At 57.1% G+C, this 23,077-nt stretch carries 19 protein-coding genes and 2 pseudogenes; 11 read left to right on the top strand and 10 right to left on the bottom strand.

Going from position 1 to position 23,077, the window contains the following annotated elements; genetic code table 11:
* Positions 1 to 22: 22 nt before the first annotated feature.
* The 4 genes from ACIPLA_RS03260 to ACIPLA_RS03245 form a co-directional block, all read right to left on the bottom strand.
* Positions 23 to 1,618 carry a DHA2 family efflux MFS transporter permease subunit gene (locus tag ACIPLA_RS03260; RefSeq protein WP_401171420.1) on the bottom strand — a complete coding sequence of 532 codons (1,596 nt, stop codon included), beginning with the start codon at positions 1,616 to 1,618 and terminating at the stop codon, positions 23 to 25.
* Positions 1,615 to 2,712, bottom strand: a complete 1,098-nt coding sequence (locus ACIPLA_RS03255) for an HlyD family secretion protein (RefSeq protein ID WP_401171417.1) — start codon at positions 2,710 to 2,712, stop codon at positions 1,615 to 1,617. The genes ACIPLA_RS03260 and ACIPLA_RS03255 overlap by 4 nt, the downstream gene beginning before the upstream one ends.
* Positions 2,713 to 2,809: 97 nt before the next feature.
* Entirely contained in the window at positions 2,810 to 3,223 is a 414-nt protein-coding gene (locus tag ACIPLA_RS03250) for a cupin domain-containing protein (RefSeq protein ID WP_401171415.1), read from the bottom strand.
* Positions 3,224 to 3,305: 82 nt separating this feature from the next.
* Positions 3,306 to 4,067, bottom strand: coding sequence for an SDR family oxidoreductase (locus ACIPLA_RS03245; RefSeq protein WP_401171412.1), 762 nt, complete (start codon positions 4,065 to 4,067; stop codon positions 3,306 to 3,308).
* A gap of 258 nt (positions 4,068 to 4,325) precedes the next feature.
* On the opposite strand from ACIPLA_RS03245, the gene ACIPLA_RS03240 reads away from it, so the two are divergent.
* Complete coding sequence (locus tag ACIPLA_RS03240) at positions 4,326 to 5,915, top strand: winged helix-turn-helix domain-containing tetratricopeptide repeat protein (RefSeq protein WP_401171745.1); 1,590 nt, start codon at positions 4,326 to 4,328, stop codon at positions 5,913 to 5,915.
* Between the two features lie 436 nt (positions 5,916 to 6,351).
* On the top strand, positions 6,352 to 7,779 hold the full coding sequence (gene arcD / locus ACIPLA_RS03235; protein ID WP_192343196.1) for an arginine-ornithine antiporter: 1,428 nt from the start codon (positions 6,352 to 6,354) through the stop codon (positions 7,777 to 7,779).
* 106 nt (positions 7,780 to 7,885) lie between these two features.
* On the opposite strand, the gene ACIPLA_RS03230 is transcribed toward arcD, so the two are convergent.
* Together ACIPLA_RS03230 and ACIPLA_RS03225 are read right to left on the bottom strand one after the other, a co-directional pair.
* Entirely contained in the window at positions 7,886 to 8,584 is a 699-nt protein-coding gene (locus tag ACIPLA_RS03230; RefSeq protein WP_401171409.1) for an ion channel, read from the bottom strand.
* A 1,945-nt stretch (positions 8,585 to 10,529) separates the two neighbouring features.
* Complete coding sequence (locus ACIPLA_RS03225) at positions 10,530 to 11,105, bottom strand: TetR/AcrR family transcriptional regulator (protein WP_038984235.1); 576 nt, start codon at positions 11,103 to 11,105, stop codon at positions 10,530 to 10,532.
* 146 nt (positions 11,106 to 11,251) lie between these two features.
* Between ACIPLA_RS03225 and ACIPLA_RS03220 the strand changes: the two genes are divergently transcribed.
* The 5 genes from ACIPLA_RS03220 to ACIPLA_RS03200 all read left to right on the top strand — a co-directional run bounded on the left by ACIPLA_RS03220 (position 11,252) and on the right by ACIPLA_RS03200 (position 16,657).
* Complete coding sequence (locus ACIPLA_RS03220; protein WP_401171406.1) at positions 11,252 to 12,373, top strand: alkene reductase; 1,122 nt, start codon at positions 11,252 to 11,254, stop codon at positions 12,371 to 12,373.
* A 51-nt stretch (positions 12,374 to 12,424) separates the two neighbouring features.
* Positions 12,425 to 13,213, top strand: coding sequence for an SDR family oxidoreductase (locus ACIPLA_RS03215; RefSeq protein ID WP_123494049.1), 789 nt, complete (start codon positions 12,425 to 12,427; stop codon positions 13,211 to 13,213).
* Positions 13,214 to 13,261: 48 nt separating this feature from the next.
* Positions 13,262 to 14,131, top strand: coding sequence for an alpha/beta fold hydrolase (locus ACIPLA_RS03210; RefSeq protein ID WP_401171403.1), 870 nt, complete (start codon positions 13,262 to 13,264; stop codon positions 14,129 to 14,131).
* 77 nt (positions 14,132 to 14,208) lie between these two features.
* Entirely contained in the window at positions 14,209 to 15,207 is a 999-nt protein-coding gene (locus ACIPLA_RS03205) for an NADP-dependent oxidoreductase (RefSeq protein ID WP_401171400.1), read from the top strand.
* A 418-nt stretch (positions 15,208 to 15,625) separates the two neighbouring features.
* Positions 15,626 to 16,657 (top strand): IS110 family transposase, encoded by a 1,032-nt coding sequence (locus ACIPLA_RS03200; RefSeq protein WP_401171397.1) that lies wholly within the window; start codon positions 15,626 to 15,628, stop codon positions 16,655 to 16,657.
* Positions 16,658 to 17,094: 437 nt separating this feature from the next.
* Here the strand turns inward: ACIPLA_RS03200 and ACIPLA_RS03195 are convergent, their stop codons facing one another.
* Both ACIPLA_RS03195 and ACIPLA_RS03190 read right to left on the bottom strand, forming a co-directional pair.
* On the bottom strand, positions 17,095 to 17,781 hold the full coding sequence (locus ACIPLA_RS03195; protein ID WP_371317100.1) for a glutathione S-transferase family protein: 687 nt from the start codon (positions 17,779 to 17,781) through the stop codon (positions 17,095 to 17,097).
* A gap of 69 nt (positions 17,782 to 17,850) precedes the next feature.
* Positions 17,851 to 18,597 carry an SDR family oxidoreductase gene (locus tag ACIPLA_RS03190; protein ID WP_401171394.1) on the bottom strand — a complete coding sequence of 249 codons (747 nt, stop codon included), beginning with the start codon at positions 18,595 to 18,597 and terminating at the stop codon, positions 17,851 to 17,853.
* 133 nt (positions 18,598 to 18,730) lie between these two features.
* On the opposite strand from ACIPLA_RS03190, the gene ACIPLA_RS03185 reads away from it, so the two are divergent.
* The gene (locus ACIPLA_RS03185) at positions 18,731 to 19,618 is read left to right on the top strand and encodes a LysR family transcriptional regulator (RefSeq protein WP_218394559.1); all 888 of its coding nucleotides are present in this window, start codon (positions 18,731 to 18,733) and stop codon (positions 19,616 to 19,618) included.
* A gap of 498 nt (positions 19,619 to 20,116) precedes the next feature.
* Here the strand turns inward: ACIPLA_RS03185 and ACIPLA_RS03180 are convergent.
* A pseudogene (locus ACIPLA_RS03180) lies at positions 20,117 to 20,620 on the bottom strand (SDR family NAD(P)-dependent oxidoreductase); the annotation flags it as partial.
* Here ACIPLA_RS03180 and ACIPLA_RS03175 point away from each other — a divergent pair.
* The 3 genes and pseudogenes from ACIPLA_RS03175 to ACIPLA_RS03165 form a co-directional block, all read left to right on the top strand.
* Positions 20,619 to 21,127 (top strand): annotated as a pseudogene (locus tag ACIPLA_RS03175) (helix-turn-helix domain-containing protein); the annotation flags it as partial. The pseudogenes ACIPLA_RS03180 and ACIPLA_RS03175 sit on opposite strands and share 2 nt — an antisense overlap.
* A gap of 285 nt (positions 21,128 to 21,412) precedes the next feature.
* Positions 21,413 to 21,931 (top strand): isochorismatase family protein, encoded by a 519-nt coding sequence (locus ACIPLA_RS03170; protein WP_218394558.1) that lies wholly within the window; start codon positions 21,413 to 21,415, stop codon positions 21,929 to 21,931.
* A 152-nt stretch (positions 21,932 to 22,083) separates the two neighbouring features.
* Positions 22,084 to 22,653, top strand: a complete 570-nt coding sequence (locus tag ACIPLA_RS03165; RefSeq protein ID WP_123494039.1) for a DJ-1/PfpI family protein — start codon at positions 22,084 to 22,086, stop codon at positions 22,651 to 22,653.
* A gap of 169 nt (positions 22,654 to 22,822) precedes the next feature.
* Here the strand turns inward: ACIPLA_RS03165 and ACIPLA_RS03160 are convergent.
* On the bottom strand, positions 22,823 to 23,077 hold a 255-nt coding region (locus ACIPLA_RS03160), incomplete at its 5' end, for a malate:quinone oxidoreductase (protein ID WP_401171389.1).

Genomic DNA, 23,077 nt, shown 5'->3' with positions numbered 1-23,077 from the left:
CATCGCTGGCAGGTGGGCTGTCTCACGCAACTGCTCGTGAAGCGCGCACTTTCTCGTATCGTGCGAATCCGATCTTGATGCCGACCAGAATGGGGGCGGCGATTACAAAAAGCAGGGCCACGGCGACGAACGCTGTGTCGAAGGCAATCACCGTGGACTGACTTGTCACTAACCGGCCCAGAAGGCTCGTCGCTGCCCGGCCAGCGGCCACTGCATCCATTCCTTTCGCGCTCAGCATGGCTGTCGTGGTCGTCATCCGCTCGATGACCGCGGCCCCGCCTGGGGTGACGTTGGCACCAAGGACCACGGCATTGGTGACGACGTTATGGTCGATCAGTGTCTGGAGCCCTGCGACCCCGATAAGGCCACCCAACTGGCGCCCCGTATTGAAAAGGCCTATTCCGCCAGCGAGGTTTCGGCTGTTGAGGTGGCTGAAAGCGATCAGCGTGATCGATAGAAACAGGAAGCCAAGCCCCAACCCGCGTAACAGGATGGCTGCCATCATGTCGTCCGCGCCGCTTTCGCTGGTCGAACCGGACAGCATCCACATCGCCACCATAATCATCAGGATTCCAAAGGGCACGGTGGCGAACGGCGCAACGCGGTGGGCCTGCATGAGATAAGCAGATATGAGAAGCGCGCCGACAAAAAACGCGCCACTGGGCAACAGCAGCTGACCGGCATCGGTAGGCGTGAATCCGAGGACCGACAGGGCGAACGCCGGAATCAGGTACGCGCTGCCGAACAAGGCGGCGCCGGCGACAAAACTGACGATAAAAGCGAAGGAAAAATCGCTCGTTTTGAACAGGGTGAAGTCGAGCAGGCCCTGCCCTTTGGCCAACACTTGTTGGCCGAGAAATGCCAGCAGAGCCGCTGCGCCAATTACGGTTAGCCACAGGATGCGAGGCTCCTCGAACCAGTCCCATCGGCTGCCCTGGCTGAGAACATAGGTGAAACACAACAGGGTGGTAGAGATCAGCGAGAAGCCGATCCAGTCAAACGGACGCTGCCGGATCTTGGCGGGCATTGGGCCGTCTGCGATCAGCACAAGCCCGCTAGCCACCAAGGCAATCGGGACCACGCTGAAGAAGATCCATGTCCAGGATTGGCTATCGATCAACCACCCTTGAAGCGCCGGGGCAAGCGTCGCGGGCGCGACAACGGAGCCCATGGCAAACAGGGCCTGGAGGATGGGCTGACGGGACCGCGGATAAGCGCGAAATATGATCGCCTGGCCCGCGACCAGCAGGGTGCCGCCGGCGAAGCCCTGAATCACCCGAAGTGCAACCAGCAGATCCAGCCGAGCGGTGATGGCGGCAACGCCACACGCCAGGCCCATGACCAGGGTTGAGCCGATGATCACATGACGCGCAGCGAAACGGTTCATCAGCCAAGGGGCGGTCATGAACCCGATCAGCTTGAGCGCGATGTAGCCGATATCCAACCAGGCAAATTCATCAGGCGTTGCATAAGTGTCGCCGATGATGTCGCTGCGTCCGAGCGACAAAACGGTGCTGGCGATCGCTTCCGTCAGCGTGGCGAGCACGATGCCCGCCATGAGCAGGACACCGGTCGTAGCACTGGTGTTGCTCCGCGTGGCGCAGGCAACCGTGTTCATGAGCCGCCCCCTTGCGCAACCTCGACACGCGCGGACAGGCCAGGGACGATGCGGCCCGGCAACGGGTTGTGGGCAAGCCGGATTTTTACCGGAACCCGCTGCACGACACGCACAAAGTTTCCTGTTGCGTTGTCTGTGGGGAGCAAGCTGAACGCGGACCCGCTACCCGGTGCAAAGCTGTCGACCACGCCTTCCAGTGCCCCGTCGGGATAGCCGTCCACCGTGATGCGCACGCGCTGACCGGGGCGGATATGTTCGAGCTGGGTTTCCTTGAAGTTCGCCACGACCCACACATCATTGACCGGCACTATATCGAGCAACGAAACACCCGGCGTAACGAATCGGCCGACCCGGACCTGACGGTTACCGATAACGCCATCAACAGGTGCGTGGACCACGGTGCTGTCGAGATCGATCTGGGCCAGATCGCGCGCGGCCTGTGCCTGCGCCACGGCAGCAACGGCAGTTTCTCGCTGGGCCACAAGGACGGCGATGCGTTGCTGTTGAGCTTCTACCGTTGCCGACGCTGCCGAGACCGTCGCCTCGGCTCTGGATTGTGCCGTGCCGGTTTCATCGACGAGGGCCTGGCTGACCGCGTTGCTGACGATAAGTTTGCGGCTGCGATCATGGGTCTTGGTTGCCAGATTCATCTCGGCGGAGGCCGAGCGTCGCTGGGCTTCGGCCTGTCGAATCAGGGCACGCTGAAGCTGGGTTTCGGCATCGACATGGGTCAGGCGAGCCTCGGCAGCGCTGACATTGGCAACGGCCTGCGCAAGCCGTGCGCGATAGTCCCGATCGTCAATCCGGAACAGGACGTCACCCGCCCGGACGGTCTGGTTGTCCTCGACCTCGACTGCCGTGACATAGCCGGCAACCTTGGCCGCGAGCGAGGTGAGGTCGCCGCGCACATAAGCGTTATCGGTGGAGGTCGAACCGCCCGAAAACGCCATGGCCCATCCGCCGGCCACAACCACCACGGCGCCGATGCACAGCAGGATGCCGATCATCTTTTTCTTGCTTTGCCGCGCCACCACGACAGGGATCTCGACGCTTGCGCCGGTGGCAATGGCGGCCTTGTCCTGAAGCGAGTTCATGCTCTCATTTCCTGTTCAATGCCAAGGACCTGCAACAACCGCAGGACGGCAGTGACCTGCCGCCCGGCTGTCGAGCGTCGATGAGCGCGTTGTCGGCTCACTTTCTGATGGGTGTGATGAGCACCTTTTCGTTGCTGTCGAGGACGAACACGGCCAGCAGGCGTGCAGGTTTCGTGTCGCTGGCGTTCGCGCTGACTTCGTGCACGGAGCCTGGCTCCTCTACGAAGTTTTCGCCGACGTTGTAGATCTTTTCCGGCTCGCCTTTGACTTTGATGCGAAACGAGCCCTCCAGGACCGTTGCATAGATGAAAGCCGTTTTCGGATGGGTGTGGGACGGCGACGCGGCGCCCGGCCCGTACTCGACCAGCACGCCCTTCATGCTCTTGCCAGGGAGGTTCGGAATGGGGCGGTCGAATACGACCGTCACCTTGCCGGCGGGCGGCTCGGCGGCGGACGCTGCGCTGATCGACAGTGCCGCGAAGGCAGCGGCCAATAGATATCGGGTAACCATGGCGATACTCCTTGGTGAGTCGGTGGTGTGAGCGCGCGGCCCGATACCGGGTCGCCGCTTTCCTGATGTGTCTTGGGTAGCCTCAGCGCGCCGCTTGGGCCGTCGACTGACCGAGCCAGTCCTCGAAGCGCATCGCGCCCAGGCGCGGGTTCTTGCCGGGCGTCAGCGATTGATCGTCGAGCACCGAACCGAAGTAGCGCGCATGCACATCCGGCACGACCTTGCGCGTGTCCTGAGTGGCCCGCAGGAAGCGCCTGACCAGTTCGTCGAGCGGCATGGCCTCGGGACCGGCGACTTCGACCGTGCCATTGACCGGCGTTGCCAGCGTGACCTCGGTGAGCGCCGCCACCACGTCGTCGGACGCCATCGGCTGGATCAGCGCCGGCGACAGGCAAATCTCCTCGCCGACGGTGGCCGCCTGCGCAATGCCGCCGACAAACTCGAAGAACTGTGTGGCACGCAGGATGGTGTAAGGAATACCGGACGCCTTGATCAGGTTTTCCTGCGCAACCTTGGCCCGGAAATAGCCATTCTCGGGAAGCCGTTCACTGCCGACGATCGACAGGGCCACGTGATGGCGAACGCCAGCGGCCGCCTCGGCAGCCAGCAGGTTACGGCTCGACGTTTCGAAGAACTCGAGAACGGCCTGGTCTTCCCACGAAGGCGCGTTCGCCACGTCGACGACAATATCGGCGCCATCCATCGCCTGGGCCAGGCCCTCGCGGGTGATGCTGTTCACGCCCGTGCTGGGGGCGGCTGCGAGCACGTCATGGCCGCGCTCGCGGAGGTTCTGCACAAGTTTCGATCCGATGAGGCCGGTGCCTCCAATGACGACGATCTTCATGGTTTCTCTCCGCTTCTCGACGGCAACCATTGCTGTCGATGTAGATCGAGAGTGCCAGCGCGCGTCAGGGACGTCCTTGTACCGGCCTTGAGTTTGCCTTCAAGGAAGCTTGATTTTTCGTCCAGAAAAACAGTTATTCGACGGGTCTCCCTTGCCGCAGACGGTGCAGCGGGTCAGGCGCTGCCGTATTATCGATACCTCTTACCAACCGCCAGCTCAGACACGGAGTCGGGGGCGCTCGATCAGGGGATCCTCACCTTGCAATTCGTGTTTGAAGACTACGTGCTCGATCAGCTGCGCCGGGAACTGACCTTGCGCGGGCAAGTCGTGGCTGTCGGGCCGCAGGTCTTCGATCTATTGCTGCAGCTCGTCAGCAACCGCGATCGCGTCATGAGCAAGGACGACCTGCTCAAGGCCGTGTGGAGCGGTCGGATCGTCTCTGAGTCAACCATCACCAGCCACATCAATGCGGTGCGCAAGGCCATCGGCGATACCGGCGAAGAGCAGCGACTGGTGCGCACGGTCGCCCGCAAGGGATACCGCTTCGTCGGCGAGATCAAGGTGGATGAGGTCGGGGAAACGCCACAGCCTGACATCGAAGACCCCACGCCCGTGGACCTGAAACAAACGCCTGCGCCCACCCTCGTCCTGCCGGACAAACCCTCCATTACTGTCCTGCCCTTCCACAACCTGAGCGGCGATCCGGAGCAGGAATATTTCGCCGACGGCATGGTGGAGGACATCATCACCGCCCTGTCGCGTATCCGCTGGCTGTTCGTCATCGCACACAATTCAAGCTTCACCTACAAGGGTCGGGCCGTGGACGTCCAGGGCGTCGGCCAGACGCTCGGCGTGCGCTACGTGCTGGAAGGTAGCGTGCGCAAGTCCGGGAACAAGGTACGCATCACCGGGCAACTCATCGACGCAACAAATGGGACGCATATCTGGGCGGAGCGCTTCGAAGGCATGCTCCACGACATTTTCGAGCTGCAGGATCAAATCGCCGAAAGCGTCGTCGGCGCCATAGCACCGCAGTTGGAACGGGCGGAAATCGAGCGCGCCAAGCGCAAACCGACGGAAAGCCTGGACGCCTACGACTATTACCTGCGCGGAATGCCGAAACTGCACAACGGCACCCGCGAAGCCATCGAGCAAGCGCTGCCGTTGTTCTACAAGGCCATCGAGCTCGATCCGGAATTTGCCTCGGCCTATGGCATGGCAGCCTGGTGCCACTTCTGGCGCAAGTTGAATGGCTGGATGACCGATCGGACTCAAGAGATCGCCGAGGGCGCACGACTTGCGCGTTTGGCGGTGGAGCTTGGCCGGGACGATGCGGTGGCGCTGACGCGAGGCGGACATGCACTTGGCCATCTCGCCGGCGATATCGATGGCGGCATTGCCCTGCTCGACAGGGCACGCCTGCTCAACCCCAACCTCGCCCCCGCCTGGTACCTGGGCGGAATCCTGCGCGCGCTGCGCGGTGAAACAGACGCCGCCATTGCGGATTTAACCCATGCCGTTCGCTTGAGTCCGCTGGATCCGGAAATGTTCAGGATGCAGGTTGGAATGGCACTCGCACACTTCTTCGCCGGGCGCTTCGATCCCGCTTCTGCCTGGGCGGAAAAGGCGCTGGGTAACCTGCCCTGCCTCCTGGTGTCGGTTGCCCTGATGGCGGCCAGTCATGCGCTCAGCGGACGCAAGGACAAAGCGAAGCAGGCGATGCAGCGTTTGCACGAGCTGGATCCGTCCTTGCGCGTCTCTAACCTGAAGGACTGGCTGCCAATCCAGCGTCCTGAGGATTTTGCACGGTTTGCTGATGGGTTGCGGCTGGCTGGGTTGCCTGAGTGACTGCGGCCCGATCTGTAGCTGGCTTCGCCAACTGCTCCAAGGAATGCGCAGGTTCGCAGATTGCAATATACGAATGGAAGCTACACTGAAGTTGCTTGAATCTTGCATCCCCTCTTTCGGGAGAGCCAGGTGGATCTAACGATCGAGCCAGGTTCAAAGCAGCAGAAGCCAGTTTTGGCTGGTACGAAACTGCGACTTAAATGCGTTTTAGTTGTTTGTGCCCAGCTGCGGGGGGCAGTGACATCAACCCCATTGCCGCAGCGAAAAAGCAGTCTGTTCGGTGGCATGCGTCACTCGAAGGGGTCATGCAGTGCATTAGCGACCATCTCTTGTTAGCCCGTCACCTCTTGAACGATTCCGTTTCGGTAAGGAGATTCAGATGGTCGACTCCGTCAGCAACATCGACAAAGATGCCCTGCCTCACAAAGATACCCAGATCTCTGCCTCCAGCGATAAGTTGAAGTTCGGAGCCTTGATCGCTCTGGTCGTCGGCTCCATGGTGGGCGGCGGGATTTTTTCGCTACCGCAGAACATCGCTAAAAGTGCCAGTGCTGGCGCCACGCTGATTGGCTGGCTGATCACTGGCGTCGGCATGCTGATGCTGGCATTCGTCTTCCAGACACTGGCCAACCGCAAGCCCAAGCTCGATGGCGGGGTTTACGCCTATGCCAAGGCCGGTTTTGGCGACTACATGGGTTTCTCTTCGGCTTGGGGTTACTGGATCAGTGCCTGGATCGGCAACGTCAGCTACATGGTGTTGCTGTTCAGTACCCTCGGGTTCTTCTTCCCTATGTTCGGAGAAGGCAACACGCTACCGGCAATCATTTGCGCCTCCGTGCTGCTCTGGCTCCTGCATTTTCTGGTTCTGCGCGGAATCAAGGAAGCCGCCTTCATCAACGTGATCACAACCATCGCCAAGATGGTCCCGCTGGCGCTGTTCATTGTCATTGCCGGCGTGGCCTTCAAGATGGATGTTTTTACCAGCGACTTCTGGGGCGCTGGCAACAGTGACCTGGGCACGGTGATGAATCAGGTTCGCAACATGATGCTGGTCACCGTCTGGGTGTTTATTGGCATTGAAGGGGCCAGCATCTTTTCCGCCCGTGCTGAAAAGCGCAGCGACGTCGGCAAGGCGACTGTGGTTGGCTTCGTCGGGGTGCTGCTTTTACTGGTTCTGGTTAACGTGTTTTCTCAGGGGATCATGGCCCAGGCACAACTGGCCGGCCTGAAAAACCCTTCCATGGCGGGCGTACTGGAACATGTGGTGGGTCACTGGGGGGCAGTACTGATCAGCGCAGGGCTGATCGTCTCGCTGGTCGGTGCGCTGTTGTCCTGGACACTCCTCTGCGCGGAAATCCTCTTTGCCAGTGCCCGCGACCACACCATGCCGGAGTTCTTGCGCAAGGAGAACGCTAATCAGGTCCCCGCCAATGCGCTATGGCTATCCAACGGGCTTATCCAGCTGTTCCTGATTATCACGTTGTTCAACAGTTCCACCTATTTAAGCCTGTTGTACCTGGCAACCTCGATGATCCTGGTGCCGTACTTCTGGTCCGCCGCCTACGCTTTACTATTGGCCTGGCGTAACGAAACCTATGAGGAGGCTCAAGGCGAGCGGACCAAGGACCTGATAGTCGGGGTGATCGCTGTGCTCTATGCCGTATGGCTGGTGTACGCAGCCGGGGCGCAGTACCTGCTGCTGTCTGCACTGCTTTATGCTCCCGGCGCAATCCTGTTCGCCAAGGCCAAGCGCGAACTGGGCCAACCGGTGTTCACCTCCATTGAAAAGGTCATTTTCGTTGCCGTGATGATAGGTGCGCTGATCGCGGGTTACGGCCTCTACAGCGGCTTCCTCAGCCTCTGAAACAAGGGTTTGCATGGCGGATGGAATGCTCCGTCCGCCATGCAGCTTCAATGAAAACCGAGGCGGACTTCTTCAATGGCATAGGCCATCAGCAGTCGGTCGTCCGTCACTTAGCCTGATTCGATGGATAAAGACCGGCAAAACGAGCGATTACAACACCAACGTAAAAGACGCCTGAAAACTCTTCGACCATTACCAGTGAGCGGGCGTGATTGGTCAACGGGAGAATATCTCCGTAACCGGTGGTTGTGAGCGTCGTGAGGCTGAAATAGATTAATTTGAAGAACGTACCAGGCTGTGCGAAGTCGAGTTGGCCAGGCCCGAATGAACCAGCGCTGGATATCTCCACCAGGGCATAAACGAAGGACCAAACGAAAGCCAGCATGATGTAACCCGCCAGCGCACCATGCAGCTTGCCGGCTGTAATTGGCCCGCGCTTGAGAATGTAGAGAAGCACTCCGCTAAACGAGACGGCAAGAGACGCCGTATACGCTATCCCGGCAAGGCTAAGAATCGCGATACTCTCAGTCCATAACGCCGTCCATTGAAGGCCAACCCCAAGCAACGCCAGGCCCAGTTTGAGAATGAACCCCCACCGAGTCTGCCTGGTGGCGAAAGCCCCCACGAGCAGCACGATCGAAAAAAGAATGCCGAGCAAAGTACGAGCAAATATACCTTCCTCAAGAAAGGGAAACAGAAGGATCAACCCTAGCAAGAGCAGCAATAGATAGGTGTAGGGACCTCTCCCCATAATCAACCGAGCTAAATCCTCGTCGGGTTCGGCTTTATTTTGAGGATTTGTCATATCGGTTTCCCAGAGGCTGAAGTAACGCTCGATATCTGACCGTGCACCGTTGAAATCTGGCTTGGTTTTAGAGTAGTCGGCGGTGAAATCCTTGAGTGGCGGATATGGGTCGAATTCTGCCTGTCAGGAAGGGCAGCAGTCGGTCAGAAGCGGCCATTTTCGGTCAGTTGTGACAGGCTAAACTCGTCAGCGTGCTTCGCTGCGACTCCAGATTTTTGTCCTGAGTGGGAACCGAGCGTATCGGATTTACCTCCCTTCTTTCTCAATGCCACATCTGTGCATCTCATGTCGCAGATAACTGAGTACGTGCGACAGTTTCACGCCCGAATTAGTCGTCGCATAACTCAGAAGTTACGCGATGGCATTTTCAAATCTGCACCAGTATCAAAGCGCAAGGCCCATCGTAAAAAGTTAACTCACTCATCTTAAACGCTGCGCCCCCCCCTAAATCCATAAGTTCGTTAGTCATCATCAGCCATATGACCATGGTGTATTGCCGCTTACCTCACGTAAACTCCCGAGACGGTTCCCCATTAATATGTATGGTTTGAGTGAGGCAGTAGCCACGATTTCTGACTGCGCGAAAGAGATACCTACCTCCAGCGCTTTTCTTGAACTTTACTTGCAGTCTACTCAAACTCATCTCCAGGCCACGATAGAGGCCAGGCTCTCTCCCAATACTACTAATTAGCTCTGCCCTACTGATTACGCGCTCCTCCTTGAGGAGCATGTTCTTTACAATGATGCTCTCAATATTTGTCAAGTGTATTTGATTAGCACCGTCAAACAGGATTCGATTATTTATATCGAGCTTCCAGCATTGAGGGCATTGAAGTGATACATTTGCAAAGTTTGTCATGATTTTTGATTGTACAATTTATTAATATAACAAAAAAACAAATCGCAAAAACTATTACTTATTTTTGTCTTCAGCAATGTGATTTAGGAACGCATTTTTAATCGTAAGCTTTATTAGGGTAACTGCGCAGTCAGGCTGTTGACTTATAGCAATATATTTGTAAGTTAGATATTAAGCACTTATAGTATTGTTAGTTTGTTAAAATTCTTAACTATCCATATTCCAAGTTGATGAATAATTTTCAAATATACCAAGCACACTAATAGATAGCCAGCTTATGATCTGTAACAGTCTACTGCTGTTTTGGTAACAATGTGCCGTCCAACCGACAGCGCACTAGACGGGGAGGACGCAGAAAACGGAGATTTTTGCCATCTGCTCGCGCTGCCCCCAAGACTGCCGCAGCATGCAAAGCGGGGCCCCTAGGGAGGAAAAGAACTGCGTTATCGACCGCTCGCTCATTGTCCTTTCTCCATTCGTAGGAAATGCGCAGATTTCTCCAAAGACGTTTCGCGTCCGTGAGCGCCAACAGCCAAATAGCTGGGCTTGCTGCGCAAGCTTGAGGAGGAGTTTATAGACGTGGCGTGCGCCAGCCTTTCATTTGACGACAGCGTTTTTTCATTTCATGACAGCCCATAACCTTCGATCTGACATTGCACATAGCGTTGTTTGAGTCAGTTTTTGCGTGGTGGTCATGCCACTCTCCAGACCTACCAATATGTCGTCAGTGGTTTGCAAATTCGCGGATGGGGTTTGAGAGTACAAAATCCTGAGGGTCAGCTTTGGGTCGATTCTGTTGCCCTTCGCGACCGGCAAGAAACCACACAGCGGTCATTGGTTGCCTGGAGGACAGTAGTTAGTCGGCGTTAGTGTTTGGACAGGGTCGCCTTAAGCGCTTCGGTGACAAGAGCAATCAGAATTGGCTGGGAACTCGCCTGCATATCTCTACCAATTTCGGATTGCTGTTCTTTCACTTTTCCCGCGTATTTTGCAATCGGCCAAAACGGTCATTCGTGCGTGTCGTCCAACGACGAAGCGAGTCAGCGCGCTTTGTGCAACATCCATTTATCCCCTCTACGACTGAAGCTACGATTGAATAGATAATGATGCGGTCATTTGCGCGTGACACACCGCCAGAATTTCATCGGCCAGCGCCGAGTCGTCAGGACAGGCGCGCGATAACATGATCGCGCCGACCGCGCGCGCCAGCAGGTCGATCATTTTCACCCTCGCCTCACCCGGCGCCGCATCCGGCCCGGTCGGGTATTTTTCGCCGAGCGTTTGCAACGTGCGCTCGATGCCTTCAGCGAATGCCGACTTCAAATCGCCTGACTGACGCGCCGCGTCACCGCACAACGCCGCCATGGTGCAACCCGTGGCGCGCCCGTCGCGATGATCCCTGGACACATACACATCGATGAAATCCTTCACGCTCAATGCTTCGGCGCTGGCCAGTGACTGCGCAAGACTGTTGGCCGAGGCCTCAGCCATCAAGTCGGCCTTCGAACCGAAATGTTTGTAGAAACCGCCATGGGTGAAACCGGCAGCGGCCATCAGGTCGGCCACGCCGACACCGTCAAAACCGCGCTCGCGAAACACGACTGAGGCCGTTTCGACGATGTGCTCCCGATTTGCCTGGGCCTGGGCCTTGGACACTCGCATGTTGGATACCTCGCTACCGCTGGAAATTCATCACCTGATGATACATAGATGTTGACCATAATCAAAACCATTGACAGTTTAGATTTCGATCATCATCCTAAATGCCAGCCATATGAAATTCACCAACGGGCACGGAACACACACCCATGAGCGACCTGAATCTGTTTACCCCTTACACGCTTGGCGCCCTGACGCTGTCGAACCGCGTGGTTCTCGCGCCACTGACGCGCAATCGCGCAGGCAAAGGCTTTGTACCGAGTGAATTTGCTGCTGCCTATTACAGCCAGCGGGCCAGCGCGGGCTTGCTGATTTCCGAAGCCTCGCAGATCTCGCAGCAGGGACAGGGCTATCAGGACACCCCGGGCATTTACACGCAGTCGCAGATAGAGGGATGGCGCAAGGTGACCGATGCCGTGCACGCCAAGGGCGGGAGAATTTTCCTGCAGCTGTGGCATGTGGGCCGTGTTTCCCACGTGGATCTGCAACAGCAAGGCGCGGCGCCGGTAGCCCCTTCCGCGCTTCGTCCCGCGACCAAGGTGTTCGTCAACAATCGCTTCGAGGACGTTTCCGAGCCGCGAGCGCTGGAGACTGACGAACTGCCGGGCATCGTCAACGATTTCCGCCAAGCGGCGGCAAACGCCATTGCGGCAGGCTTCGACGGCGTGGAAATCCACGGTGCAAACGGCTATTTGCTGGATCAGTTCATCAAGGACGGCGCCAACCTGCGTACTGATGCCTACGGCGGCTCGATCGCAAACCGTGCGCGTCTGCTGCTGGAAGTGACGGCTGCCGTGGCCGCCGAGATTGGTGCTGATCGCACGGGCATTCGCCTTTCGCCTGTCTCTCCGGCCAATGGTGTATCGAGCAGTGATCCACAGGCTCAGTTCGATTACATCGTCGACCAACTCAATGCTCTGGACATCGTTTATCTGCACGTCGTCGAAGGCGCGACCGGTGGGCCACGCGACGTGGCGCCCTTTGATTTCGACGCCTTGCGCCAGCGCTTCAGGAACACCTACATCGCCAACAACGGCTATGACCTGGACCTGGCCACGGCACGCCTTACGCATGACAAGGCCGACCTGATCGCCTTTGGCCGCCCTTTTATCGGCAACCCTGATCTGGTGGAGCGGCTCAAGAACGGTGCGCCACTGTCCGCCTTCGACCCCTCCACGCTCTACGGCGGTGGTGCGGCGGGATACATCGACTACCCGACGCTTGCCGAATCAAGCGCTGCCGCGAACCAGGCACAAGCTGATCGGGCCTGATTTGATCGTGCATCCATCCCCATTCATGTTCCCGAAAAAAGAGCTGACATCATGACTACTCACCCTACCGTTCTCATCACAGGCGCTTCCACCGGCATCGGCGCGGTTTACGCCGAGCGTTTCGCCCAACGCGGGCATGATCTGGTGTTGGTCGCCCGCGACCACTCGCGCCTGGAAACGCTCGCCGCAAAGTTGCGTGGCGAACACAACGTCGCCATTGAAGTGCTTCAGGCCGACCTGACTCAACTCAGCGACCTGCACACCGTCGAAGCGCGCCTGCGGGATGACGGGCGCATCGGTATCCTCGTCAACAATGCCGGCGCCGCACAGTCCGGCAACTTCATCGAGCAAAGCACTGACAGCGTTGCGCAACTGGTGGCCCTCAACACCACCGCGCTGGTGCGGCTCGCCAGCGCCATCGCGCCACGCCTGGCCAAAGCAGGTGAAGGCGCGATCATCAACATCGGTTCGGTGGTGGGTCTGGCGCCTGAGTTCGGTATGTCGGTCTATGGGGCGACCAAGGCGTTTGTGCTGTTCCTGTCCCAAGGCCTGAGCCTGGAACTTTCGCCTCAGGGTGTTTATGTGCAAGCCGTGCTGCCCGCCGCCACCCGCACAGAGATTTGGGATCGCGCCGGTATCGACATCAACACCTTGAGCGAAATCATGGAAGTGGGTGATCTGGTCGACGCCGCACTGGTTGGCTTCGACCGTCGCGAACCGGTGACCATTCCTCCGCTGCATGAAGGCGAGCGCTGGGATGCCCTGCAAACCGCGCGTCAGGGTCTTTTGTCGCAGATCAGGCAGTCCGCCGTGGCGCAACGCTATTTGACTCAAGCCTGAGCCATGTCGAGCAGGTCGGCCTCGCCCCCGCAATCGGACGGAATAAACATGACCCTTATGGCTACAAGCAATCACCCGGGTTCGCAGTCGTCATTTATCAACGCGGCGAACCAGTCGGTTCTGGTTGGCGGGATACCTTTCGCCTATCGTGATCTGGGACCCAGGACGCAGGTCCCGCTGGTCATGTTCAACCATTGGGGGGCAGTGTTGGATAACTTTGACCCCAGGATCATCGACGGTCTGGCAAAAAACCGGCGTGTCATCACCACCGATTACCGCGGTATCGGTGGCTCGGGTGGCGCCGCGCCATTGACTGTCGGTGAGATGGCTGACGATGGCATCGGCTTTATTCGTGCGTTGGGTTTGGACAAGGTTGACCTGCTCGGCTTTTCACTCGGCGGCTTCGTCGCTCAAGACATCGCCATGAAAGCACCCGAACGAGTGCGCAGATTGATCCTCACCGGAACCGGACCGGCTGGCGGCACAGGCATCGACAACGTCGGCTCGGTGACCTGGCCGTTAATGATCAAGGGGCTGCTGACGCTACGAGATCCCAAGTTCTACCTGTTCTTTACCACCACGGCCAACGGACAACGCGCCGCGTCCGAGTATTTGCAACGATTGAAAGAGCGCCGGCAAGACCGGGACAAAGGCCCGACACCCCGCGCGTTTTTACGGCAGTTGAAAGCCATAACTGCGTGGGGCAAGCAGGCGCCGCAAGAACTCGGTCGCCTGCGTATGCCGACGCTGATAGCCAACGGGGACAACGACATCATGGTGCCCACTGTCAACTCGCTTGAGCTGGCAAAGCGAATCCCCAACACGCAACTGATCATTTACCAGGACGCCGGGCACGGCAGCATTTTCCAGCACCATACCGATTTCGTGGCCAACGCTTTGGCATTCCTCAACGCCTGACAGCCTGCACGTCTAATCGCATCAACGTTGTCGGGGCCGTGCCCCATTCTCATTCCACCGACAAGAGCAGCTGCAACATGAAGGCATTTTTTATCGACCGCTACGGCAAGCAGAACGGAACGATTGGCGAAGTGCCCGACCCCGCGGTCGGTGTGCATGACGTTCTGATCCAGGTGCATGCAACGAGCGTGAACCCGTTGGACTCGAAGATCAGAACCGGGGAATTCAAACTGATCCTGCCCTATACATTTCCATTGGTATTGGGCAATGACCTGGCAGGTGTGGTCGTTCGTACGGGCTCGGCGGTGAAGCGATTCAAGCCAGGAGACGAAGTCTATGCACGCCCTCCCGAGGCACGGATCGGGACGTTTGCCGAATTGATCGCCGTGAACGAAAACGCCCTCGCGCTGAAACCCTCGAATCTCGATATGGCCGAAGCGGCGTCCATCCCCTTGGCCGCCTTGACGGCCTGGCAGGCGCTGGTTGAGACCGCCCAGGTGAAAAAAGGCCAGAAGGTGTTGATTCATGCCGGATCCGGCGGTGTCGGCACGTTTGCCATCCAGCTCGCCAAACACCTCGGCGCCTTCGTTGCGACCACCACCAGCACGGCGAATGTCGAATGGGTGAAAGCACTCGGGGCGGATGTGGTCATCGATTACAAACAGCAGGATTTTGCAAACGAGTTGCGCGATTTCGACGTGGTGTTGAACAGCCTCGGTGCCGATGTACTGGAGAAATCGGTCAAGGTTCTCAAGCCCGGCGGACAGCTCATTTCCCTTTCGGGGCCGCCGACCGCGCAATTTGCCCAAGAGCAAGGCTTGTCCTGGGTGCTGGGGCAAGTCATGCGCCTGCTGAGCAGCGGTATTCGCAGAAAAGCCCGCAAGCACGGGGTGAGCTATGCATTTTTGTTTATGCGTGCCGACGGGGTACAACTGCAAAAAATCACCTCGCTTATCGAGGCTGGCGTCATCAAACCGGTCATCGATCGTTCCTTCCCTTTTGAATCGACTGCAGAGGCGTTGCGGTTCGTCGAGCAGGGCAGATCAAAAGGCAAAGTCACCATAACAATCAAATAAGCGCACTAAAAAAAATGTCAGTAGATAACGTGCATGCCGCCGAGTATCAGACTCCAGCGCCTGAACCAGAGGAGCAACCCCCGCACAACAGGCCCACACAGGAGCAGTTGCAACCGGAAGTCGCGCCGGTAGAAAAGCCGATGATCATTTGGCGTAGCTTGATGCTTGAGCAGTAACGAGAAATGGTTGAAGCCACTCCTCAATCGAAACAATGCTTACATCGCCACAAGCTCATAGCGAGTGGCAAGTTTGCATCAAAAGCGGATGTAGGCCGAACGTCCGCTAAGTGGCCGACTGCAGCCCTTCGCTACGGGCAGAAATCGGCCAAAAGCAATGGGATGGACTCCTCCTCACTTCGGCATCTTGAGTGCCAGACTGAAAGTGCGAACCACAGTCAACGGTGAGAAGGAGTCCACACATGAAGCTTATGCGAATTGGGGTCGACCTGGCCAAGAACGTGTTTCAGATCCACGGCGTGGATTGTCATGAGCTACCCGTCTGGCGGCAGCGCCTACCGCGTGATCGCTGGCTGCAAACGGTGTTGGAAAAGATCGAACCTGGCTGTGAGATCGGGATGGAGAGTTGTGGCGGTGCGCATCACTGGGCTCGGCAGCTACAAGCCCACGGATTTCGGGTAAAGCTGGTCGCGCCGCAGTTCGTCAAACCGTACGTCAAGAGCAACAAGAACGACGCGAACGATGCCGAGGCGATCTGCGAAGCGATGAGCCGTCCCAGCATGCGCTTCGTCGCCATCAAGACCATCGAACAACAGGATATCCAGGCGACGCATCGCATCCGGGCCGGCTTAATCGAACAGCGGACGGCCAAAGCCAATCAGATCCGTGGGCTGGTCGCCGAGTACGGTCTCGTTGCACCGAAGGAATTGCTGATGCTGCGTCGTGCAATACCGTGCTGGCTAGAGGATGCGGATAACGGTTTGACGGCACGCTTTCGTCGTCTGCTGGATGGTTTGTGGGACGACCTTCGTGCGCTGGATGGGCGTGTATGCAAGCTCGACGGCGAGATCACTGCGATCGCGACAAACGAGCCGTCCGCCGTTCGCCTTCAACAGCTGCGCGGTGTTGGTCCAATGATCGCCACAGCGCTCGTCGTCGCTCTCGGTGATGCCCGTCAGTTTGCCAATGGCCGACAGTTTGCCGCCTCGCTGGGACTGACACCGAGGCAACACAGTTCTGGTGGTAAGGATCGACTGCTCGGTATCAGCAAGCGCGGTGATACGTATCTACGAACATTGATGGTGCATGGCGCACGCTCGGCGCTACGCACAGCCAAATCCAAAGAGGATCGGCTCAGCCAGTGGGCCGTTCGTTTAGCCGAGCGATCGCATCCCAATGTGGCCGCTATTGCGCTGGCCAACAAAACTGCACGCATGGCTTGGGCGATGCTGCGTCACGGTACTGATTACCAACCGAATCAGGCAGCGGCCTGATCTATTTACCCGGCGTGTTCTACGAGAGAAACAACTCTTAACCACGATTGCGAAGCAACCTGAACGATGGCAAACCGGTCGAACCGGCGTCGGCAAAACCCTCGAATGTCCAAGTGCGAAAAGCACGAAAAAGCGATCGGGAGCCGGCGCGCGAATAGCCCATCATGGCCCTGCATCGAAACGATGCCGTATTAAGAGGCCGAATATACGTGTGCAGTCGGCACGGACGCCAAAGCAACGGGGCTTGCAATGAGGAGGAGTCCATATACGGACATGGAGCGCCAACGAAAGCTCAGTATCGCTATCCGTTGTATAGGCACTTTCCTGAAGAATAGGAAAGCGGGCCTCCTGCAAATTCGCAAAGGAAAGGAGACCCAGCTCCACGATCGCACCAGGCTAAGTCCCGCCATACGAGACACTGGACTGATATTTATGACTCATCTGACTAAAATGGCCTTCACCTCCAGCAGATGTTTGCGTAACCGGTCTGCATAATCCTCGGCGACAGCAGCCTGAACGCTAGCGCGATTGGCCAGTGCATGACGCCACTCGGCAATGCGACCAAGTCCATCAAACAATGAATGACTTGGTTCGAATCCCAGTATGTCGAAGTAGCGAAAAACTGGGGCTACAGCAATATCCACCATACTGAACGTCTCGCCAGCGAAGTACGGCCCCTCCATCTTTTCACCGCCAAGTCTCTCCAGCTTTCCCCTCAGCGCTGAAGACTTACCAAGCGCTGTCTGCTGATCCGTTGCGTTCAAATATCCCCATGCATCAGCAAGCATACCAGTGGCGAATTCGATCCAAGCACGGTGTTGAGCACGGGAAATTGCATCTTTCGGGTGCACAGCGGGCTCCGGATACACCTGTTCGATGTATTCACAGATAGCCACGCTCTCGAAAAGTACGGTCGCTTCCTCATCGCCTTTTTGCACCATTAGAAGCGGGACTTTGCCCGTTGGCGACATGACCAGAAACCAGTTGGGCCTGTCCTTCAAATCCACATCAACCCGTTGAAATGGAGCCTCTTTTTCGAGGAGTAAAATTGCTACTCGCTGAACAAACGGACAAAGCCCGTGGCTAACAAGCGTGAGCCGTGATTGCGACATTTGAATACCCACTGTTATTTCGACAACACCCGCTTCCGAGCGGGAAGCGGGCTGTATAGAAGTGAAGTTGTGACTAGCCCATTAAAGCGAGCGCCCACCATCAACAATAATTTCCGTTCCGACCGTCCAACGAGACTCGTCCGACGCCAGATACAGAACCGCCTTAGCTACTTCTTCAGGCGTACCGAAACGGCCAAAGGGTATAGTCGCGGCGATATCTTTGTTGAGCTGCTCGCGATAGGCATCGGGGATACCCAGCTTGTCGTACAGCGGAGTATCGATCGGGCCAGGGCTGATCGCGTTTACACGAACACCACGCGGGAGAAGCTCGCTAGAGAGCGTTTTCGACATGTTCAGAAACGCCGCCTTCGTTGCCGCATAAACGGATGAACCCGCGACGCCCAGGTGCGCACTTACCGAGGTGTTAAGAACCACCGATGCAGGATTAGAGAAGGCCGGCAGCAGTGCTTGCAGGAGGAAGTAAGGGCCTTTGACATTGATGTCGAAGGAGCGATCAAACATCTCCTCGTTCCAGTCTTCGATTGGCATCCAGACGGATACGCCAGCATTGAGGAAGGCAACGTCGAGCTGCCCGTAATGAGACTGAACAGCCTGCGCCAGCTCCTTCTGGGCTGCGACACTAGCTGAGTCGGCTCGCAGCACCAGGACTTCGCTACCTAAAATTGCTTGAGCATTTGCCATGGACTCAGGATTAACACCTGTGACGATCACGCGTGCGCCTTCGGCGAGAAATTGCTTGGCGGTCTCCAGACCGATGCCGCTTGTACCGCCAGTGATGAGGGTACGCTTGCCTTGTAAACGGGACATGTAAATTTCCTCTCTTTTGGGCGGCCAGCCGGACGACTGACCTTCTGAGAGCAACTATGTATTCATGCCAGCGCGCTGATAAGATGGGTAAATAGAATAGATCTCATGCAAAATCTGCATGAAAAGGGGCGTGATGGACCGGTTGTTACTGATGAGCTGTTTTGTACGCGCTGTCGAGACAGGTAGTTTTTCTGCTGCGGGACGTGATCTAGGACTAGGGCAACCGAACGTCAGTCGTTACGTCGCTGCTCTTGAAGACCATTTGCAAACCAGGCTGCTTCACCGATCCACACGAAAGCTGATGCTCACGCCCGAGGGTGAACGGTACTACGCAGATGCGCGGCGTATTCTGGACTCAGTGGAACAGTCAGAGTCCTCACTGAGAGGGAACGTAGCGCCGTCTGGGTTACTGCGCGTCGCTTGCCCGACCGCATTGGCTCACACCTTCATCGTACCGCACGTCGCGAGCTTTCTAGGGCGCTATCCCGAACTGTCGCTCGATCTTCAAATCAATGATCGCTACGTCAATTTAGTCGACGAGGGGGCAGAACTCGCGATTCGTATTGGGCACCTGGAGGACAGTGCAATGCGAGCCCGGCCACTAGCGAGGTTCGAGCGTGTGTGCGTTGCCAGCCGTGCGTACCTAGAGAAACGTGGCTCTCCCTCTTCGCCTGATGACCTGAAGGAACACGACTGCCTCATTTATACCCTCCTATCCACTGGAACCAACTGGCGGTTTAAGGATACTGATGTCCCGATCTCCGGACGACTGCGTGTCAACTCGCCTGAGGCGATACGTGAGTACGTCAATGCAGGATTGGGAATCGCGCAGGGGCCTCAATGGCTTTATGAGGAAGGGCTGAGAAGTGGCAATCTTCAATTGCTGCTTAACGAATACGTGGCGCCACCCGTCCCGATCCAAATCGTATACTTAGCGAATCGGCTGCTGCCCCAGCGAGCCATCGTTTTCATGGATTTTATGGCGGATGTTTTTGCTGCATTCCATGAGCGCCCTAAATAGCCTCCTAGCCCACGGCCAGGGTGCGAGCGGACAACCATCAGCATGGCGGCCCCTTGGGCGAAAATCGCTGCACACTCACCATTCTTGCTCGTCAACGGGGCTTCAAGTAGTCGCACCGGACTGCAGAGCTTGCCTCTCAAAGTGTCCTGATTTATTGCCAACGCCGATTCGATACATCTTTAAATCAAAGGTGCAACGCTCATCTCATGCGGTTAAGAAAACGGGGGCAGATTTATTTATTTGGATTACCGACCGCTTCTGGCCGATTGCGGGCCTTCGCGACAGGCAACAATCGGCCAGAAGCGATCATTGGATTTAGGGTGCTTGCGCCTCTAGTTGTAACGTTGCAGGATCCTGCGAGCGCACCGACATTAGCGGTTCACATGAACAGCAGATCAAGCCTGGAAATCGAGGGTGTTGATTTAGATTCCGAGACTTCGATTGCGCTGCTATCAGATATGGAGATTCTTCTGCTTTGAATTATGAATGCGGCTGTGACTACAGCAACTGCCCGCCCGAGATATCAAAAGTCGTCCCGTTAGCCCAGGCCATGTCATCGGACAGGATCGCGGCAACCGCACCGCCTATATCGTCCGGTAGACCGACACGACCCAGCGCGGTGCCCTGCGCCACATAGGCGTTCACATCCTGGTTATCGCGCACGACACCACCGCCAAAATCGGTTGCGATGGCACCAGGGGCAATCGCATTCACCCGAATTTGGCGCGGACCAAGTTCTACAGCCATGTAACGGGTGAGCACTTCAACTGCGGCCTTCAGCGCCGCATAAACGCTGTACCCCGGCAGAGTAAAGCGCACGAAGCCGGAGGAAACGTTCAGGATACGACCGCCGTCTTCCACGAGCGGTAACAGCTTCTGAGTCAGGAAAATCGGGCCGCGAAGGTGCGTGGCGACCAGTGAGGCAAACTGGTCTTCGGTCGCGTCAATAAAGTTCGCAAAGAGGCCATTGCCGGCATTGTTGACGAGGACGTCGAAGCGCTTAAACCCGATGACCGCTTCGCTTCGCGATACGTTGCAGCGCTTATTGTCATTGCTCGACACACCTGCCGATATCCCGGTTCTCGGCCCCATGGTCGAACGGGAATTGCTCTATCGTCTTCTACAGGGCCCCAAGGGCGGCTGCTGCGTCAGATTGCCCAACCCGATGGCGCACTGGGTCGCATCCGGCGAGCCGTTGCCTGGATCAGGGACAACTACAATACTAGACTTCGCATCGAGGCATTGTGCGATGCAAGCGGGATGAGCCGGGCAAGCCTGCATCACCATTTTCTGTCGATGACAGGCCTCAGTCCCATCCAGTATCAGAAACAGCTTAGGTTGCAGGAAGCTCGCCAGCTGTTGCTTGCTGGCGAGCATCGCGCGTCTGACGTAGCGTTCGCTGTCGGCTATGAAAGCGCATCCCAGTTTAGCCGCGAATACCTACGGCAATTCGGCGCTTCGCCTGCCCGCGACGTGCGCGAGATACGGCAGGCGATCACTCCAAATTAAATCGATTCTCAACGGCTGCCCTCGGCCAGAGTCGGCCCCCAACGATCAATATAAGAAGTAGCCGTTGTGCAGGTCATGTCCCCTTGCCAACCAGGCACCGTGCGGATACTGTCGGTTTTATGAATCAGTTACGCATTGCCTCGACCACCACTACCACGACCGCCCAAGGCGGGTCGTGAGAGGTGTCGTGAACCAATAACCCACGAACTTCAAAGGCCCGCCAGCGATGGATAGGGCCTTTTCTTTTGCCCTTGTGTCGTTGGTCCAAACGCAAGGAAAAGCACTATGCATGCACTGTTGATTCTCGATATGCAGGTTGGATTGTTTCATGGCCCGGATAAACCATGGGATGGCGAAGCGCTGCTGAATACTTTGAATAGCCTGTTGAGCAAAGCCCGCAGGGCAGGCGCGCCTATTTTTCTTGCTCGCCACGTAGGTCCGCCTGGCTCGCCTATCGAACCTGGAAGCCCGTTGACGCAACTGGTGCAGGAACTGTTACTGCAAGGCGACGAGGTGATCTTCGAAAAAAGCCGACCCAACGCTTTCTACATGACTGATCTGGCCGATCGGTTAAAAGCTTGTGGATCTCAGGGCGTGGTTATTGCCGGAATGAAGACCCAGTATTGTGTCGACAGTACCTGTCGCGCTGCACGCGATCTTGGATTCGATGCGGTGCTGATCGCCGATGGTCATACCTGCGCCGACACTCCTGCGTTGAAGGCCGAAAACATCGTCGCTCATCACAACGCAACCCTGGCCGGCCCATTCTGTCGTGTAGTGCATGCTGAGGACTGGCGTTTCTAACCGGCATTGATAGATCGGCTCAAGACTGGGTCGATCTCCACTTTGGGTCGATTGCAGCCCTTTGCGACCGGTTGAATTCACCACCCAAAGCAGCCCTTGATGTATGTTTGTTGTCGCCATATGTAATTGGCATTCATGGAGGATTCTGACTGATGGCACGTGTGGGATTGATACTGACACCCGGTTTTGCGGACTGGGAATATGCTTTGATTGCTGGAACTGCGTCCCCGTTTTACGGGATCGACGTCAGGTTTTTCGCTCCTGCTACGGGGCAGTTCCGCTCGCAGGGTGGATTGGCCGTAACGGTTGATAGCAGTTTGCAACAATGTCTGGACTGGAAACCGGACGTTGTTGTCGTCATTGGAGGAATGGTCTGGGAACGTGCAGAAGCACCGGATATTCGAGACTTTCTTCATGCTAGTCGTTCAAGTGGAGCGACAATTGCCGGTATCTGTGGGGGAACGCTGGCACTTGCGAGGGCCGGGCTTCTCGACACGGTTCCTCATACCTCGAACAGCGCTGACTTCTTACAACAGAATGCCGTAGGTTATGAGGGGCGCACGCTTTATCGAAGCAGTCCAGTGGCTGTGGTTGCAGACCGCATCATAACTGCTCCAGGCCCTGCACCCGTTAGCTTCACCTGCGCAGTGTTCGAAGGTGCCGGGCTATCTTCAGAGATCATTTCTCAGTTCAGGTCAATGTTGGCAGCGGAACATCGGTGACCGCTCGTCCTACAAAACAGCCGATCAGGTGATGTGTTCGAGTGGCCGCTTGCGGCCCGAACGCTGACACGTGAAACGAGATGAATCTGCCCTTTGCAGCAAACACTCCCCTCACAAAAAAACCCACTGACCGTCACCGATCCAGTGGGCTTTGCGATTACGCTTCTACTTACAAAGCCATATCCGTCGCAGCATTAGCCTTCGGCGCCTTGGCAGGAGCAGCCGGAGCAGCAGCCGGAGCCGCCACCTGACCAATCGCCGGCGGCGGAGTCAGCTCCAGCACCTTGGAGGTGTAAGCCCACTCTTGAGCCACTTTCTCAGGGCTGCTGTTCAGCTGAGTGCCATAGCTAGGCACGATCTGGTGCAGCTTTTCCTGCCAGGCTGGCGAGGCAACCTTGTCCTTGAACACTTTCTGCAGCACGGT

Origin of the sequence: Pseudomonas sp. NPDC086112, from assembly GCF_044746425.1 — a bacterium.
Lineage (GTDB): Bacteria > Pseudomonadota > Gammaproteobacteria > Pseudomonadales > Pseudomonadaceae > Aquipseudomonas.
Note: the sequence above shows the minus strand (reverse complement) of the source record. Positions and strands in the feature narration are given on the sequence as shown.